The sequence below is a fragment of the Paenirhizobium cremeum genome (assembly GCF_047553425.1).
GTDB classification, from domain to species: domain Bacteria; phylum Pseudomonadota; class Alphaproteobacteria; order Rhizobiales; family Rhizobiaceae; genus Allorhizobium; species Allorhizobium cremeum.
The window spans coordinates 1,983,202-1,997,871 of record NZ_CP180217.1; the positions used below are offsets into that span (position 1 = coordinate 1,983,202).

At 61.7% G+C, this 14,670-nt stretch carries 15 protein-coding genes, 1 tRNA gene and 1 pseudogene; 6 read left to right on the forward strand and 11 right to left on the reverse strand.

The features are described 5' to 3' along the window. Nucleotides 1-33 precede the first annotated feature (33 nt). A complete protein-coding gene (locus ACLBKR_RS09915) occupies nt 34-426 on the reverse strand; it encodes a diacylglycerol kinase (RefSeq protein ID WP_113457089.1) in 393 nt (130 codons plus the stop codon). Next, a complete protein-coding gene (cobT, locus tag ACLBKR_RS09920; protein WP_113437572.1) occupies nt 419-1,441 on the reverse strand; it encodes a nicotinate-nucleotide--dimethylbenzimidazole phosphoribosyltransferase in 1,023 nt (340 codons plus the stop codon). Before cobT ends, ACLBKR_RS09915 begins: the two co-directional genes overlap by 8 nt. A gap of 121 nt (nt 1,442-1,562) precedes the next feature. Here cobT and ACLBKR_RS09925 point away from each other — a divergent pair, with 121 nt between their 5' ends. From ACLBKR_RS09925 to ACLBKR_RS09935, 3 genes are read left to right on the forward strand one after another with little or no spacing between them, the layout of a single operon-like run. Next, the gene (locus ACLBKR_RS09925; protein WP_113486895.1) at nt 1,563-2,345 is read left to right on the forward strand and encodes an adenosylcobinamide-GDP ribazoletransferase; all 783 of its coding nucleotides are present in this window, start codon (nt 1,563-1,565) and stop codon (nt 2,343-2,345) included. Nucleotides 2,346-2,379: 34 nt separating this feature from the next. Beyond that, nucleotides 2,380-2,601 carry a DUF1289 domain-containing protein gene (locus ACLBKR_RS09930; protein ID WP_112828114.1) on the forward strand — a complete coding sequence of 74 codons (222 nt, stop codon included), beginning with the start codon at nt 2,380-2,382 and terminating at the stop codon, nt 2,599-2,601. Continuing rightward, nucleotides 2,598-3,299 carry a TIGR02281 family clan AA aspartic protease gene (locus tag ACLBKR_RS09935; protein ID WP_113486897.1) on the forward strand — a complete coding sequence of 234 codons (702 nt, stop codon included), beginning with the start codon at nt 2,598-2,600 and terminating at the stop codon, nt 3,297-3,299. Before ACLBKR_RS09930 ends, ACLBKR_RS09935 begins: the two co-directional genes overlap by 4 nt. 16 nt (nt 3,300-3,315) lie before the next feature. Here the strand turns inward: ACLBKR_RS09935 and ACLBKR_RS09940 are convergent, their stop codons facing one another. From ACLBKR_RS09940 to ACLBKR_RS09965, 6 genes are all read right to left on the reverse strand, one after another. Then, nucleotides 3,316-4,656 carry a diguanylate cyclase domain-containing protein gene (locus tag ACLBKR_RS09940; RefSeq protein WP_414901610.1) on the reverse strand — a complete coding sequence of 447 codons (1,341 nt, stop codon included), beginning with the start codon at nt 4,654-4,656 and terminating at the stop codon, nt 3,316-3,318. Between the two features lie 93 nt (nt 4,657-4,749). Continuing rightward, complete coding sequence (locus ACLBKR_RS09945; RefSeq protein WP_112828112.1) at nt 4,750-5,571, reverse strand: response regulator; 822 nt, start codon at nt 5,569-5,571, stop codon at nt 4,750-4,752. 263 nt (nt 5,572-5,834) lie between these two features. Beyond that, the gene (locus ACLBKR_RS09950) at nt 5,835-6,089 is read right to left on the reverse strand and encodes a hypothetical protein (protein ID WP_112828258.1); all 255 of its coding nucleotides are present in this window, start codon (nt 6,087-6,089) and stop codon (nt 5,835-5,837) included. Between the two features lie 136 nt (nt 6,090-6,225). Then, entirely contained in the window at nt 6,226-8,709 is a 2,484-nt protein-coding gene (locus ACLBKR_RS09955) for a mechanosensitive ion channel domain-containing protein (protein ID WP_414901613.1), read from the reverse strand. 149 nt (nt 8,710-8,858) lie between these two features. Beyond that, nucleotides 8,859-9,353 (reverse strand): heme utilization cystosolic carrier protein HutX, encoded by a 495-nt coding sequence (gene hutX, locus ACLBKR_RS09960; protein ID WP_414901615.1) that lies wholly within the window; start codon nt 9,351-9,353, stop codon nt 8,859-8,861. Nucleotides 9,354-9,376: 23 nt separating this feature from the next. Continuing rightward, nucleotides 9,377-9,721 carry an antibiotic biosynthesis monooxygenase family protein gene (locus ACLBKR_RS09965; protein ID WP_112828256.1) on the reverse strand — a complete coding sequence of 115 codons (345 nt, stop codon included), beginning with the start codon at nt 9,719-9,721 and terminating at the stop codon, nt 9,377-9,379. A 229-nt stretch (nt 9,722-9,950) separates the two neighbouring features. On the opposite strand from ACLBKR_RS09965, the gene ACLBKR_RS09970 reads away from it, so the two are divergent. The 3 genes and pseudogenes from ACLBKR_RS09970 to ACLBKR_RS09980 form a co-directional block, all read left to right on the forward strand. After that, nucleotides 9,951-10,859 (forward strand): heme/hemin ABC transporter substrate-binding protein, encoded by a 909-nt coding sequence (locus tag ACLBKR_RS09970; RefSeq protein ID WP_414901618.1) that lies wholly within the window; start codon nt 9,951-9,953, stop codon nt 10,857-10,859. 5 nt (nt 10,860-10,864) lie between these two features. Then, nucleotides 10,865-11,953: an iron ABC transporter permease gene (locus tag ACLBKR_RS09975; RefSeq protein WP_113447348.1), complete on the forward strand. Its 1,089-nt coding sequence runs from the start codon at nt 10,865-10,867 to the stop codon at nt 11,951-11,953. 8 nt (nt 11,954-11,961) lie between these two features. Beyond that, nucleotides 11,962-12,744, forward strand: a pseudogene (locus ACLBKR_RS09980) (heme ABC transporter ATP-binding protein); the annotation flags it as partial. 286 nt (nt 12,745-13,030) lie between these two features. Here the strand turns inward: ACLBKR_RS09980 and ACLBKR_RS09985 are convergent. The 3 genes from ACLBKR_RS09985 to ACLBKR_RS09995 form a co-directional block, all read right to left on the reverse strand. Further along, complete coding sequence (locus ACLBKR_RS09985) at nt 13,031-13,363, reverse strand: hypothetical protein (RefSeq protein ID WP_112828109.1); 333 nt, start codon at nt 13,361-13,363, stop codon at nt 13,031-13,033. A gap of 164 nt (nt 13,364-13,527) precedes the next feature. Then, nucleotides 13,528-13,603: transfer RNA gene (locus ACLBKR_RS09990), tRNA-Lys, on the reverse strand. Nucleotides 13,604-13,728: 125 nt separating this feature from the next. Then, nucleotides 13,729-14,661, reverse strand: a complete 933-nt coding sequence (locus tag ACLBKR_RS09995; protein ID WP_414901620.1) for a PhzF family phenazine biosynthesis protein — start codon at nt 14,659-14,661, stop codon at nt 13,729-13,731. Nucleotides 14,662-14,670 lie beyond the last annotated feature (9 nt).

Here is a 14,670-nt window from a genome sequence, read left to right on the forward strand (position 1 = left end):
GCGGCGGATCTCCGCCGGCCGCGAAGATCGTTTTCAGAAAAAGACGACGTAAGCCGCGTAGAGCCCGTTTGCTATCAACAGGCAGAAGACGGCGAAGGAGCCGAGATCCTTGGCGTTGCGGCCGACGGTCGAAATCTCCGGCGAAATCCGGTCGACCAGTTCCTCGATTGCGGTGTTGATCGCTTCCACCGAGAACAGGATCGCCATCAGCACGACGAAGCCGAGAAATTCCGCGAAACTTGCTCCGACAATCGCAAAGAGGGCGAGGCCGGCAACGAAGGCCAGCAATTCATGCCGGAAGGCGGATTCCTGCACCAGACGCCGGAACCCCTGTATGGAATAGCGGCCGGCGGCGAAGAAATGCGCGACGCCCGTCTTTTTCTCGATCGGTTCGCTCGCCGGCGTGTCGGTCGTTCTCTTACGCATCGGTCTTGTTGGACACTCCGGCCGCCGCGAAGGTTGCCATGCCCGAATGGCAGGCAGCTGCAGCCTTGACGATACCGGCAGCCAGCGCCGCGCCCGTACCTTCGCCAAGCCGCATGCCAAGCGCCAGAAGCGGCGTCTTGCCAAGCTTTTCGATCGATTTCAGATGTCCCGGTTCACCCGACACATGGCCGATGAGGCAATGATCGAGAGCGGACGGATTGGCTGCCTTCAGGATCGCGGCGGCAGAAGTCGCGACGTAACCGTCTATCAGCACCGGGATCTTCTGCATGCGAGCGGCAAGAATGGCGCCGGCCATGGCCGCAATCTCGCGACCGCCGAGACGCCGCAGGATCTCCAGCGGGTCATCGAGATGCCCCTTGTGGAATTCGAGCGCGGTCTTCACCGCCTCGACCTTTCGGCGCAGGACCTCTCCCTCGGAACCGGTGCCCGGCCCGACCCACTCCTCGGCGGTGCCACCGTAAAGCGCAAGATGGATGGCCGCAGCGATGGTCGTGTTGCCGATGCCCATCTCGCCGATACACAACAGGTCGGTGCCGCCGGCAATCGCCTCCATGCCGAAGGCCATGGTGGCGGCGCAGTCGCGCTCGGACAGGGCAGCCTCGCAGGTGATGTCCCCCGTCGGATAGTCGAGAGCGAGGTCGAAGATCTTCAGGCCGAGATCGTAGGTCGCGCAGATCTGGTTGATCGCGGCACCGCCCGCTGCAAAATTCTCCACCATCTGCTGCGTGACAGACGGCGGATAGGGCGTAATCCCATGCTTCGTTACGCCATGATTGCCCGCGAAGATCGCGACCAGCGGCCTGTTGACGGCCGGCGGACGGCCCGTCCAGGCGGCAAGCCACATCGCGATCTCCTCAAGCCGACCGAGAGCCCCCGGTGGCTTGGTAAGCTGCCGGTCACGATCGCGCGCGGCAACCAGCGCCGCCGTGTCAGGACCGGGCAGCTCGCGCAGGAGGACACGGAAATCATCGAATGGCAGGCCGGTCACGGTCATCGGCAGGAGTCCTTGTGGTCTTCTCGCAAATCGGTTTTGCCTCTAATACTGACCCGGCCGACCGGCAACAACCGAAAAAGCGCCGCATGCCGTCGTCTTTCAAACGGAGTGACTGAAACCGATGATCCTGCGCGACTTTCTGACCGACACGGCACGGGCGCTCGCATTCCTGAGCAGGCTTCCGGTCCCCTCCCGCTTTTTCGAAGGCCATGACGGCACCTTGTCCCGCACGGTTCGCGCCTTTCCGCTGGCGGGCGCCCTGATCGCCCTGCCTCCGGCGGCCACGCTTGCCGCAGCGCTGCTCCTGAATGCGACGCCGCTTCTGGCCGCCTTCCTTTCCATTGCCGTTCTTCTCGCCATCACTGGCGCTCTGCATGAAGATGGCCTCTCCGATACGGCCGACGGTCTCGGCGGTGGAGGGGATCGCGCGCGCGCCCTGGCGATCATGAAGGACAGCCGCATCGGCTCCTACGGCGCCGTGACCATCGTGGTCGCCATCGGCATGCGCGCCGCTGCCATCGCCGAACTGGCGAGCGCCTTGCCTCCGGTCGCGACCGCAACCTGCCTGCTCGCAACGGCGGCGACAAGCCGGGCCCTGATGGTCTGGCACTGGTCCGCACTGCCGCCGGCCCGCGCTGACGGGATCGCCGCATCCGCCGGCCTGCCCGAACCCGCATCCCGGCACATGGCGCTGATGTCGGGCCTGCTGCTCGCCCTTGTTTTTCTCCTTCCCGCCTCATCGCTGCTTGCCACGGTGGTCGCATTGCTGGCGGCTGCCCTTTCCGCATCCGCCTTCACCGCGCATGTGCGCCGCCGGTTGGGCGGCCACACCGGCGATACCATCGGAGCCTGCCAGCAGGTTACGGAAATCGCTGCTCTCGCCGCCCTTGCCATGGCCGCCTAGAAAACCGATATAAAAACGGGAACAAGGTTTGCTCATGGAATCACCCTGCATTCTCGTCTGCTCGATCGACATGAAGACCGGCTACTGTTTCGGCTGCGGCCGCACGCGCGACGAGATCGCCGGCTGGACAAGCTACACGGATCAACAGCGGCGCTCGATCATGGAGGGGTTGCCCGCCCGCCTCGAAACCGTCGAGCGCAAGCCTCGGCGTGAAACCCGCCGCGCCCGCATGGCCCGCGAACGCGAGAACGGTTGATGCGACTCGTCATCGTTCTTGCCATTCTCGGCTTCGGTCTCGTCGTGCTGATGGTCAATCAGGATACCGGCCGCAGCTTCGGCATGAGCAATGACGACTTCGGTAATTTCATCAGCCTTCTGCCCTTTGCCGCGATGCTGTCGGTTGGCCTCCTTGCAAGCCGTCGCTCGCTCGGACAGGCGGTGCGGCAACTGTTGCTGTGGCTTTTGATCGGCCTTGCGCTCGTCACCGGCTATCTCTATCGCAACGAGCTTCGTTCCGTCGGCGAGCGGCTGACCGCGGGGCTCATTCCCGGACGGGCGGTGATCGCCACCGGTATCGACGGTCAGCCGGAGGTAGTCCTGCACAAGACGCGCAGCGGACATTTCGAAACCACGGTCGATATGAATGCGGTGCCCGTGGATGTGATGATCGACACCGGCGCAAGCACCGTCGCATTGCGTTACGAAGACGCCGAACGCATCGGCATCGACATGTCCCGTCTCTCCTTCACCAGGGCCATCATGACCGCCAACGGGCGAGCAATGGCCGCTCCCGTTCGCCTTCGCCAGATTGCGATCGGTCCGATCGTTCGCGAAGACGTCGAGGCTTCGGTGATAGAAAAGGGCCAGCTCGATCAGAGCCTGCTCGGCATGAGCTTTCTGTCCACGCTCGCATCTTTGCAGATGCGGACCGACGAGCTACGGCTGCGCGACTGATATCGAAACACCAGCCCTATTTCGCTGCTGTCGCCTCGATCAGCATGCTGTCGGAATAGACACGATTGCGGCCGTAGTGCTTGGCGAGGTATAGGAACTGGTCGGCGGCGTTCAGATAATTGGAGAAATTCTCCAGCCCCCCAACTTCCGCAACGCCGATCGATGCCGTGACGGAGATGTCGTTATCGTCGAGCGCCACCTTGAGATCGGCAATGCTCTTACGGATCGCCTCGCAGAACTGGCTGGCGGCGCTTGAATCGAGGCCGGTCAGCAGCAGGCCGAACTCTTCGCCGCCCAATCTGGCCAGAAGGTAGTCGGTGTCTTCCGTCAGAGCCTGCAACTTGGTTCCGACCGCCTTGAGAACCCTGTCGCCGATCTCGTGGCCATAGGTATCGTTGAGTTTCTTGAAGTGGTCGATGTCGAGCATGGCCATGCTGCAGGCCTGCCCCTGTTCAAGGCAGCGCGCCACCTTCGCCGGCCCCTCGTCGAAGAAATGCCTCCGGTTTCTCAGACCGGTCAGATAGTCGCTGAAAGCGGCAAGTCGCAATTGCCTGAGTTGCGACAGCGTTTCGACATTATGGCCGATACGGCATTGCAGTTCCTCGACGACGAACGGCCGGTAGACGAAATCATTGGCGCCCGCCTTGAGGAAGCTTGCCGACAGAAGACGATCCGCCGAAGACGAGATACCGATGATCCTGACGCGGTCGGAACCGTGGGCGCGACGGATGCGCCGGGTGAGTTCGTAGCCGTCCATATCCGGCATGTTGTAGTCGGTGACGACCAGTTCGATGCCCGGATGGGTGATGAGCATCTCCATGGCTTCACTGCCGGTAGACGCTTCGAAGACCTGGAATTGCTGGAGGCGGAGAAGCTCGGTCAGCATCTGGCGGGCAGAGAGCAGATCATCGACTACGAGAACCCGGACGTTGCGGTTCGCCAATATCCGGTCGACGGCCGCGATGACCATGTCGACCGCGCGCTCGTTATTCTTGATGACGTAATCGGCGACGCCCCGCTCTACCAGCCTCTCGCGCATCTCACGATTGAAATCCGCGGTAAAGACGATGGCCGGAATGCCCATCGCCACGACCTCGTCGAGCACCTGCCCGTCCGGAGAGTCGGGCAGCGTGAGATCCACGACCGCGATGTCGAAACGCGCGGCGTCCCCGCAGGCATCATGAAAGGCCCGGGTCGTCGCGCAATGCGTGACGTTGTAACCGTGCTCCTTCTCGAAGCGATGACACAGCAGGGACGAAAAGGTCCGCGAGTCCTCGATAACCAGCACATGCGCCTTCTTGCGATGAACGGATTGGTCAATCGGACCCGTTGTGCTGGTATCGGCTGGCATGAACATCCTCGGTACTTTCAAAAGACAGAAAACATAAATCGAGGGGCGTTGCCATTGCTCCGGCCAGTCGCTTCTTGGGCCGCATCGCGGGCGCGCCCCTTATTTCCTCTTCTGCGCCGCGCGAATCTGCACGAGTGTATCCAGATTCTGATTAACGCGGCAGTAGAATTCCTCATCAATGAAGGGCCGCAGCATGAAATCGTTGCCGCCGACCTTGAGGAAGCGGGCCGACAACAGCCGATTGTTCGACGACGAAACCCCGATGATGCGCAGCTCATGCGAACCGCGGGCGGCGCGAATCCGCCGGGTCAGCTCGAAACCGTCGATATCCGGCATGTTGTAGTCGGTCACCACCAGGCCGATGTCGGAATTGGCCTTGAGGATTTCCAGCGCCTTGGCGCCGCTCTCCGCGACGCTGACGCGGAAATTGTAGCGTTTCAGGCGGCTGGAAAGCAGGGCCCGCGCCGTCGGGCTGTCGTCGACGATCAGGACGTGGTGCTGGTGATTGGTGAGGAAGCGATAGACGGACTCCCCCAGCATCTCCACGGCAAAGATGTTGTCCTTCAGAATATAGTCCACAATGTCCTTGGCCAGAAGCTTCTCGCGGGTCTCGTCCTGGAAGGTGCCGGTGAAGACCACCGTCGGAATATTGAGGTCGATCAGATATTCAAGCGCCTCGCCATTCTCCGCCCCCGGCAGATTGATGTTCGAGATGGCAAGCGTGACCGGAGTGTCCGAAAGTTCGTTTGCAGCCTGCAGATCCTCGAAGGTGCGGCAAATTTCCGCATCGATACCGAACAGCTCCTTGAGGCGCGTTCCGATCATGGAGGTGAAAACGTTCGAATCTTCTGCAACGATGATTCGAGCATCAGGGAATGTTTCTCCGGAATACTGCATTCCGGAAATACCGAGGAGAGCCATAGCGCCTTTGACCTTGAGAGACGGTTGCAACTTGCATTGGGATGACTTGCAGAACGGTCATGTTCTGGGCAGCGCTATAAAAACATGCAGAGATTAATCCCCAATAAAAGGAATCGGTCGCAACCCCTCATTTTTCGGCGTTTTTTCGCAATCGATTGCACTTGGAGGTCGCAATCACCGGCGAGATCGACCGGAACGGGACATGCCGTCAGGCCGAAATACAATCCTCTCGAAAAGCGGGGAGCGGTCGGGCGGTGGCGCTATCACCGGATGGTGGCCGAACCGTCCTTGATCTCGATGGTTTCGCCGCCCTCCAGCCCGACGCGGTCTCCGTTGGGCAGCGTCACGAAACAACCGGAAGGGCAAATCTGCTCGGAAGCACCGGCATCGATGGAGACTTCCATACGATTGCCATTTTCCACGACCACAAGAACAACGGCTCCCGACCCGGCATTGGTCACGGTGGCAGCGACAGCGCCGCTGCTCAGTGCGCCAAGCATCAGGAATGTCGCCGTCATGATCTTCTTCATGCGAATGCGGTGCGTTCGCACCGTCCTCTCGTTGCGTCCCGCCGCATCCGGGATGTCCCTTGGACTGCGCGAGCTATGCCCCTCTTTTATTGGTTCACCGCTGAATAGAGCCTGAACGCGCCGTTCATGGCAAGATCTTGTCTTCATCCTCCTGATCGGGCGTGCTGCGAGGTTCCGTCTTGCTCCGTCCCCGCCCCCGCTCGCGCTTCGGCTCGCCGTCCTTCTCGATATGCAGGCGCACTTCCTGATGCGGATAGGGAATCTGGATACCCTCGGCCTTGAAGCGTTCGAAGATCGTCACGCGCAGGTCGTTCTTGACCGGCAGCCCGCCCAGCACGTCGCCCACGAACCCCCTGAGTTCGAAATCGAGCGACGACGCTCCGAAACCGTTGAACATCACCACCGGTTCCGGATTGCGCAGCACGCCGGGATGGGCCAGCGCGATTTCGAGCAGAAGCTCCATCACCCGCCGCGGATCGTTGTCGTAGCTGACGCCCACCGGAATTTCGATGCGTCCCAGCTTGTTGCGATGGGTCCAGTTGCCGACAGGAGCATTGATGAGCTCGGAATTCGGCACGATGATCGACTGTCGCTGGAAGGTTTCGATCTCCGTCGCACGCACGGAAATCCTCCGCACGAAGCCCTCGGTCGTTCCGGTCGCAACCCAGTCGCCCACCTTGAAGGGACGCTCCACGAGCAGGATGAGGCCGGAGACGAAATTCGAAACGATGTTCTGCAGACCGAAACCGATACCCAGAGAAAGCGCACCGGCCACGAGGGCGAGACTTGACAGATCGATGCCCGCCGCCGAGATGCCGATCAGGCCGGCGATCCCGGTTCCGAGATAGCCGATACCGGTTTTCACCGAGTTCCGAACGCCGGCATCGACCTGCGAACGCGCCATGACGCTGCCGTCCAGCCATTTCTGGAACCAGCGAGTGACGACAAGGCCGATGCTGAAAAGCAGCACCCCGCCAAAGATCCCAATGAGCGAGATGCGGATGGTCCCGACATGGATTTCGGTGAAGATGTTATAAAACCAGAGCTGCAGATCCCTGGGCTGGAAGCCCCAGGAGATCAGGATCAGGGGAATGCCGATCGTCAGCGCAAAGGCATAGATCAGCAATCCCGCCACCATGCCGGCCTGATCCAGCGCCACCGGCGAAAGCGAGAAGCGCTTTTCCAGATATTTGCCGACCCGCGTCTCGCCGAACCGATTGGGCGCGGAAATCGCCTTACCCGAGAGAATGCCGATATACATGGTGGCGATGACGGCGCCCGTCAGGATGATCTGCGTGGCAAGGAAGCGTGCCAGTCCTACATAGCCGATAACGCTTGCCAGAACGAGGCCGATACCGATCAGCCGCAACAGCACCGCGAAGGCTCTCGGCCAGGGTTTGCCACGCTCGGATGGATCACCGCTGTCGTTCAGAACCGGCTTCAGGAAAGAGACGATGAAGATAATGAGGCCGACGATGACCGAAGATACGAGGCTCTTCATGACGGTCACGACAACCGGCGAGCTCAGTGTTTCGCTGATGGCGCCCAGCACATAATCGAAACCATTCACGACGGCCATGGCCACGACCGCAAAGTTGAGATCGCGCGCGCCCTTGTTCGAAAGCCTGACCAGCCGCCAGCTCGGCGCCTTGGGAGCAAGAACCGCCCGCGCCAGCATCGAGACGAAGAAGACGATGCCGGCCAGCGCGAAAAGCGCAGACGCTATCGGCGAGATATCCGGCCGCAGCACATTGAAGGTTTCGAGGAAGAGGAAGCTTGCCCCGAGGAAGGCCCCAAGCGCCAGCGCCGGCAGGATGGTCGACCAGAAGGCGACGGAAAAGCGGCTCATATAGGCCGGGTCCTTGTTGTCCGGGTCCCGCTTGATAAGCGAGCCGAACAGCCGGTATTCCGCATAGATCATGACAAGAGCGAGCGAGAGCGACAGCATGACCGCCGTGCCGAAGGGCACACGCTTGAACTTCCAGATGAAGGAATACCAGCTTGAAATGGTGCGCCCGAAACGGCTGATCTCGGTCGAAAACGCGCTCAGCGCCTCGTCCAGCACTTCGCCCGAGATTTCCGTGTGCTCGAAAAGCTGATCGGCAAAGAGCCGCCGGCGGATATCCGTGATGGCGTTCGAGAGATTGGTGCCGCGGATGGAGAGATCTTCCGCCTGCCCGGTCAGTGTGTTGATCTGCAGCCGCTCGGCATTCAGCTTGTTGCGCTCTTCGGTAATTTCCGGCGCCTCGGCGGGCTGTCCGTCCTTGGGCGATTCGCCGAGTTGCGTGAGCCGCGTGGTGACGTCGTTCAGGCGTGGCCGAAGCTGCACGGATATCTGCAGAAGATCGCGGGAAAGACCGTCCACCTGCGCCTTGATGTCGACGAGCGCTGCATCGTCGGTTTTTCTGTCCTCGACCTGCGCCTCCAGGCTTTCGAGCCGCTTCTGGGTCTCCGCGATCTTCTCGCTGGCATTGCCCATGATGTCGTCCCGCTGCAGCAGGGTATCCTGGGCCATCGCCAGCCCCAGCGGTCCTCCGGGAAGAACCGGGGTAAAGGCAAGGAATGCGGCGATCGAAAGCGGAATGAGGCTGCGGCAGAGGCGAAGCAAGGCTATGTCCTGAACTGGTCTTGTGCGATTTGCGCGGACAATAGTTTCAGTTTCGGTCAAAAGAAAGAACGGTGAACCGCCGCGCAAAATGAAATGCCGGCCCCGCAGTGTCGCGGGACCGGCACGATCATGGCAGTTCTGCGTCTAGGTCAGGCCGCGGCTATGCGCGCCCGCAGTTCCTCGAAACGCTGCAATTGCTCGGCGATCAGCGCCTTTTCGGCATCGCGCCGGACGAAGACCTTGAACATCGCCCGTCCCTCGCCGTTCATGAACCAGACCGAACAGGAGCGACGACCGTGGAAGCCCCGGTCGACGAAGACGATGGAGGCGCATCGATCCTTGCGGATATGGCCGCTGATCGGGCTGTCGCCGTGAATGTTGAACCATCCGTGGCCTTCGCTGCCGGCCGGCAGGCTGCCGACAACCTCGAGAACGATATCCTCCGTATGCACGATCAGCAGGACATCGCCCCAACCGGAAAGATCGTTCCAGATACCGTCCCAATGCTCCGCGGCGGCAATCGCCGCCGCTCCTTCCGGCAGGACGGCGAGCACATCGGCTGGCGTCACCCCGGCAGTTGCGGCGATGGCTTCGATCACGCCATCGGGCTTGTCGGCTAGTGCCGCACGCGCCCGCTCAGACATGGAGTTTACCGAAGCATCCATTCTCAGGCAGCCTCAGCATCGGCGCGCTTGCCGTTGCGGTCCTCATGGATAATGACCTCGAAACCCTCGAAATGCGGGCCGGAGAGATACTGAACCTTGCTTTCACCCGCGCGCGCATGAGCGGCCCGGAACTGTTCGGACTTCGTCCAGGCGGTGAAATCCTCCTGGCTCTCCCAAACGGTATGGGAGGCATAGAGCGTATGGTCTTCCGCCTTCGGCCCCTTCAGCATGTGGAACTCGATATAACCGGGCATTTCGGCAAGACGGCCCTGGCGAGCCCTCCACTGCGCCTCGAACGCCTCCTCAAAACCCGGAACGACCCTGAAACGGTTCATGGCAATATACATGGCAAATCCCTTCTGGTCCGGCCTGGCCACGGTCGCGGCGCCCCCCGGCCTTTCAATGAAATCGGCACGCAACACGAACGACCGATCTGTTGCCTTCCTATTTAAACTTGCGTATAAAAGTCAAGTTAAATGTCGTCGCGCAGGCGACGGCTTTCGTTTGCAATTCTGCCTGCCGTCCCAGCCGAACCGATCATTGCGCGCTTCGGAAGCAGTTCTACAGGATATTGAAATGATTGAATTTTCCATGCCGCTCGCCGGTGTTTTCCGCCGCCTTGCGACAACCGTCTGCCTGCTCGGCGCCGGCGTTGCCTCGGCCCTTGCCCAGTCTCCGGCCGAAGCGAAACGCATCGTCTCGATCGGGGGAACCGCAACGGAAATCATCTATGCGCTCGGCGAGGGCGACCGCATCGTCGCCGTCGATACAACAAGCACCTATCCTGCCGATACGGCAGGCAAGGCCAGCGTCGGCTACATGCGACAGCTTTCCGCAGAGGGCGTTCTTTCGCAGAAGGCCGATCTCATTGTCATGGAAGAGGGCTCGGGGCCTGCCGACGCGATTGCCATCCTGAAAGCGAGCGGCATTCCGATCGCCACGATCCCGACGCCGCCCGAAGCCGCAGGGATCGGAAACAAGATTCGCGCCGTCGGCGCAGCCATCGGCAAAAGCGAACAGGCGGAAGCGCTCGCCGCCGACACCGAAAGGCGGCTCAAGACCCTCGAAACCGAGATCGCCGGCCTGCCCGGTCCGAAGAAGCGCGTCCTGTTCGCACTTTCGCTGGCCAATGGCCGCGTGATGGCCGCCGGCAGCAAGACCACCGCGGACGCCATTATCGGCCTTGCCGGCGGCATCAATGCCGTGGCCGACGTGACGGGCTACAAACCGCTGAGCGACGAGGCCGTCATCGCCGCGAAACCGGATGTCATTCTGGTCATGAACGGCGGCGCCATGCACATGAGCGCCGAGCAGGCCTTTGCCGTTCCGGCGCTGCAGGCCACGCCCGCCGCGGCAAACAGGTCCTTCATCGCCATGGATGGCCTCTACCTGCTGGGGCTCGGCCCGAGAACGCCGGAAGCGGCGCATGATCTTGCGGCGAAACTCTACCCGGAGACCGTCAAGCCGGGAACCAGCAAGCCATGAACGCGATGGCGACCTTCGCCACGAGGGCGACGAAGCGGGCGGTCCCGGGCGACCGCTCCGCTCTCGGGGTAGCGCTTCTCGCGATGCTTCTCCTGCTGCTGGCCGCGAGCGTTTTTGCCTCTCTCGTCGTCGGCCCGACCGGTGTGGGCCTGCGGGATCTCATGGCCTATGTCTCGGGTCGGGGCGCCGATCTTGCGCCGCAGGCTCTCGTCATTCTGGAGGCGGTACGCCTGCCCCGCACCGCGCTCGGCATCCTGGTCGGTGCCGGTCTCGGTGTCTCCGGAGCCATGATGCAGGGACTGTTTAGAAATCCGCTTGCCGATCCCGGTATTGTCGGCGTCACATCCGGCGCGGCCTTTGCCGCCGTCTGCGCCATCGTCCTCGGAGGAACAGTGCTGGCGCCGCTGCAATCGCTTCTCGGCAATCATTTCCTGCCGGTTATGGCCTTTGCCGGCGGGCTTGCCAACACGCTCCTCCTCTATGCCATCGCCACGCGCAACGGCCAGACCTCCACCACCGCCCTCGTTCTTTCCGGCATCGCCATCGGCGCCATGAGCGCCGCCGGAACCGGCCTGCTGATCTTCATGGCCGACGACCGGGCGCTGCGCGACATCACCTTCTGGTCGCTCGGTTCGCTGGGCGGCGCCACCTATGCCAAGATTCTCGCGACCCTGCCCTTCATCCTCTCCGTCATCGTCATCATTCCCTTCGTCGCGCGCGGCCTCGACGCCCTGGTGCTCGGCGATGCGGCGGCCTTCCACATGGGCATTCCGGTACAGCGGCTGAAACGCTGGGCCATCGTTGCCGTCGCCGCGGCCTGCGGCGCGACGGTTGCCGTCGCCGGTTCCATCTCCTTCGTCGGCATCGTGGTGCCTCACCTGCTGCGCCTTGCCATCGGCCCGTCCCACCGGTTCCTCTTGCCGGCCTCGGCCATCGGGGGGGCAGCCCTGCTGCTCCTCGCCGACAGTATCGCAAGAACCGTCGCGGCACCCGCTGAAGTGCCGATCGGCATCATCACCGCCATCCTCGGGGCTCCCGTCTTTCTGTTTCTGCTGCTCGGCCGCCGCGGTCGCGCAGCCATGGACGGCCTCTGATGATCGCCGCCGAGAATGTCTCCGTCCGCCGCTCGGGCCGCCCCCTGATCGACAGCATCAGCCTTGCAGTGACGTCCGGCCGGTTCACCGCCGTCATCGGTCCGAACGGTGCCGGAAAATCGACCCTGCTGAAGGTCCTCTCAGGAGAAATTGCACCGGACGAAGGCTCCGTGACCTGCCACGGGCGCGACCTCGGCCGTCTCTCGGCAACCGAACTCGCCAGCGAGCGTGCCGTGCTTCCGCAGTCCACCGTGCTTTCCTTTCCTTTCACCGCGCTCGAAGTGGCGCGAATGGGAGCCGTCGCCCATGGCTGCCAGGACCCGACGCAATCGGCCCGGCATGCCCTTGCCCGCGTCGGGCTCGAAGGTTTCGAGGGCCGCGCCTACAACGCCCTTTCGGGTGGCGAACAGCAGCGCGTGCAGTTCGCGCGCGTCCTCGCCCAGCTTCCGGCCGCCGTGGAAAATTCGAAAGCCAAGGCACTTTTTCTCGACGAGCCCACCTCGAGCCTCGATATCGGCCATCAGATCGCCGTGCTGGAAATCGCCAGGAACTTCGCTGAGAGTGGAGGCGCGGTGCTGGCAATTCTTCACGACCTCAATCTCGCCGCGGAATTTGCAGATCATCTGGTGGTAATCAGCCACGGCCGCATCGTCGCCGAGGGGCATCCGGCGGAGACCCTTCGGGACGACGTCATCGGCGAGGTCTACGGCATACGGGGAACCGTCGGCAGAATACCGCCCGGGTGCATACCCTTCGTCTTGCCGCAATCGCGAATCGGCAAAATCGCCTAAAGCCGGCTAAGGGAGTTATCCACAGCTTTCCACAGGTCAATTCAGGAAAAACGGACCAAAATACGGAAACGTTTCAGGAACACTGCTGTGGTGCTCCGGGAACAAAAAGAGATTCCGGCGCGCAATCGAAGAAATACTGGATGCTGAGCCGCCTTTATCCAAATAACCCGCGGCATTTGCCGGCAAAGGGCGACAGGCAGGAGAGCAGGAAGGCTCGCGGCAGGCCGATTCCCGTTGTGTCCGTCTCCGCCCGACCAGATGGAGCGGAGACGGACACGACCGAAGCTCACTCGTGAATGGTGTAGGACCCGAGTTCGCAGAGGTTCTGGGTGTCTTCGGTGGTGTCGAGATCGGAGTCCTCCTCGAATTCGAAGCGCATGTCGTATTCGCAGACGGTACGGCCGTCGGCGATCGTAAGCTGCACGGTTTCACCCGGTCCGAGCACGTCCCTGCCGAACACATCCTCCTCCCAGTCGTCGACGCCGACGGGAGACGTGTAGAAACGGGTCAGCACGGAATTGGTGCCATTGGTCAGGGTGAAGACCAGATCCTCCGCCTGCGCGGCGGTCGATGTCAGGATAACGGCCAGAAGGCCGGCGGCGGAAACTATCGTTTTCATGCGTAGCACATCTCCAGCCCGAGATTGGGCAGGATCTGCATACAAGGAAATAATAAAGTAACAATCGCGTGATCGCTGGTAAGCGCGACCAATTTTGGTCGGCAGGCAAAAAACGCCCTGCCGGCGCAATTTTTACTTTGAAAATATGGCTCTTCAGGAGAAGATGGTGGGTGATGTAGGGCTCGAACCTACGACCCGCTGATTAAGAGTCAGCTGCTCTACCAACTGAGCTAATCACCCGTCAGCACCGTCCGGCGGTGTGAGAGGGCGTATAAACAGGATCGGCGCTGTTGTCCAGCGCCGAAACCAAAAATCTTGTCCGCTTTGTCAAAAAAATTTCGAAAACCTAGATTTTCCCAGCATTTTCAAATATCTAGGACACCAGTCGCAAAACGGACCGCCTGTCCACCGATCCGCGCCCGTGAAATCTCGCCGTCCTTGGCGTCGATATGCAGGTGAATATAGGACGGCCGCTTCATCTCCACTCCCTGCTCCACCATCAGCGGATGATGTCCGTCCGGCAAAGCGTCGAAATAGCGGATCGCGCCGGAAAGCGCGGCAACTGCTGAGCCGGTCGCCGGGTCCTCGCTAATGCCCATGTCGGGCGAAAACATCCGCGCATGGAACTTCGCCCCGTGATTGACGCCGCCGCGACAATAGACATAGGCCGAGGTGAGCGCGCCCTCGCAGAGCGGTGCCGTCCGCTCCCAGAGCTGGGTATCGAAATCCACCCGCTCGACCGCGTTGAGATTGTGTACCGGTACAAGGAGGAAGGGAACGCCGGCGCTCCACACCGAGGGAACGTGATTCTCGAAACCGAGATCGGTAATCTTCAGCGACAGGGCGTCGGCTATGCCCTGCCGATCCAGCGCCAGATCGTAGCGCATGGAGGTTTTCGGCAAATCGAACTCCGCAAAGCTCGCCTCCCCCGCCCGCAACCGCACGGCGCAGCGCACCGGACCGACATTCTCCTCCAGCACCGAGACGAGATCGAGATTGCCGTCGTTGTCGCCATAGGCACGCTCAGCGAGCGCGATGGCGGCACCGACGGTCGGATGGCCGGCGAACGGCAGTTCGCGCGCGGGCGTGAAGATACGCACCCGCGCACTATGCGAGCCATTCGCCGCCTTGAGGACGAACACCGTTTCCGAGAGGTTCATTTCCGCCGCGACGGCCTGCATCGCCGCATCGCTCAGATCTTCCGCGTCAAAAACGACGGCGAGAGGATTGCCGGCGAGTTTCCGGTCGGTGAACACATCGTAGATGGCATAAGGTCGCGACAAGGCTGATCTCCGCATTTTCCTGCA

What these genes read in the sequence shown, in the direction of transcription:
- ACLBKR_RS09985 (WP_112828109.1), bottom strand. Translation starts at nt 13,363, where the DNA reads ATGAAAACGATAGTTTCCGCCGCCGGCCTTCTGGCCGTTATCCTGACA.
- ACLBKR_RS09930 (WP_112828114.1), top strand. Translation starts at nt 2,380, where the DNA reads ATGGAATCACCCTGCATTCTCGTCTGCTCGATCGACATGAAGACCGGC.
- ACLBKR_RS09950 (WP_112828258.1), bottom strand. Translation starts at nt 6,089, where the DNA reads ATGACGGCGACATTCCTGATGCTTGGCGCACTGAGCAGCGGCGCTGTC.
- ACLBKR_RS09970 (WP_414901618.1), top strand. Translation starts at nt 9,951, where the DNA reads ATGATTGAATTTTCCATGCCGCTCGCCGGTGTTTTCCGCCGCCTTGCG.
- ACLBKR_RS09995 (WP_414901620.1), bottom strand. Translation starts at nt 14,661, where the DNA reads ATGCGGAGATCAGCCTTGTCGCGACCTTATGCCATCTACGATGTGTTC.
- ACLBKR_RS09965 (WP_112828256.1), bottom strand. Translation starts at nt 9,721, where the DNA reads ATGTATATTGCCATGAACCGTTTCAGGGTCGTTCCGGGTTTTGAGGAG.
- ACLBKR_RS09915 (WP_113457089.1), bottom strand. Translation starts at nt 426, where the DNA reads ATGCGTAAGAGAACGACCGACACGCCGGCGAGCGAACCGATCGAGAAA.
- ACLBKR_RS09940 (WP_414901610.1), bottom strand. Translation starts at nt 4,656, where the DNA reads ATGTTCATGCCAGCCGATACCAGCACAACGGGTCCGATTGACCAATCC.
- ACLBKR_RS09975 (WP_113447348.1), top strand. Translation starts at nt 10,865, where the DNA reads ATGGCGACCTTCGCCACGAGGGCGACGAAGCGGGCGGTCCCGGGCGAC.
- ACLBKR_RS09945 (WP_112828112.1), bottom strand. Translation starts at nt 5,571, where the DNA reads ATGGCTCTCCTCGGTATTTCCGGAATGCAGTATTCCGGAGAAACATTC.
- cobT (WP_113437572.1), bottom strand. Translation starts at nt 1,441, where the DNA reads ATGACCGTGACCGGCCTGCCATTCGATGATTTCCGTGTCCTCCTGCGC.
- ACLBKR_RS09925 (WP_113486895.1), top strand. Translation starts at nt 1,563, where the DNA reads ATGATCCTGCGCGACTTTCTGACCGACACGGCACGGGCGCTCGCATTC.
- hutX (WP_414901615.1), bottom strand. Translation starts at nt 9,353, where the DNA reads ATGTCTGAGCGGGCGCGTGCGGCACTAGCCGACAAGCCCGATGGCGTG.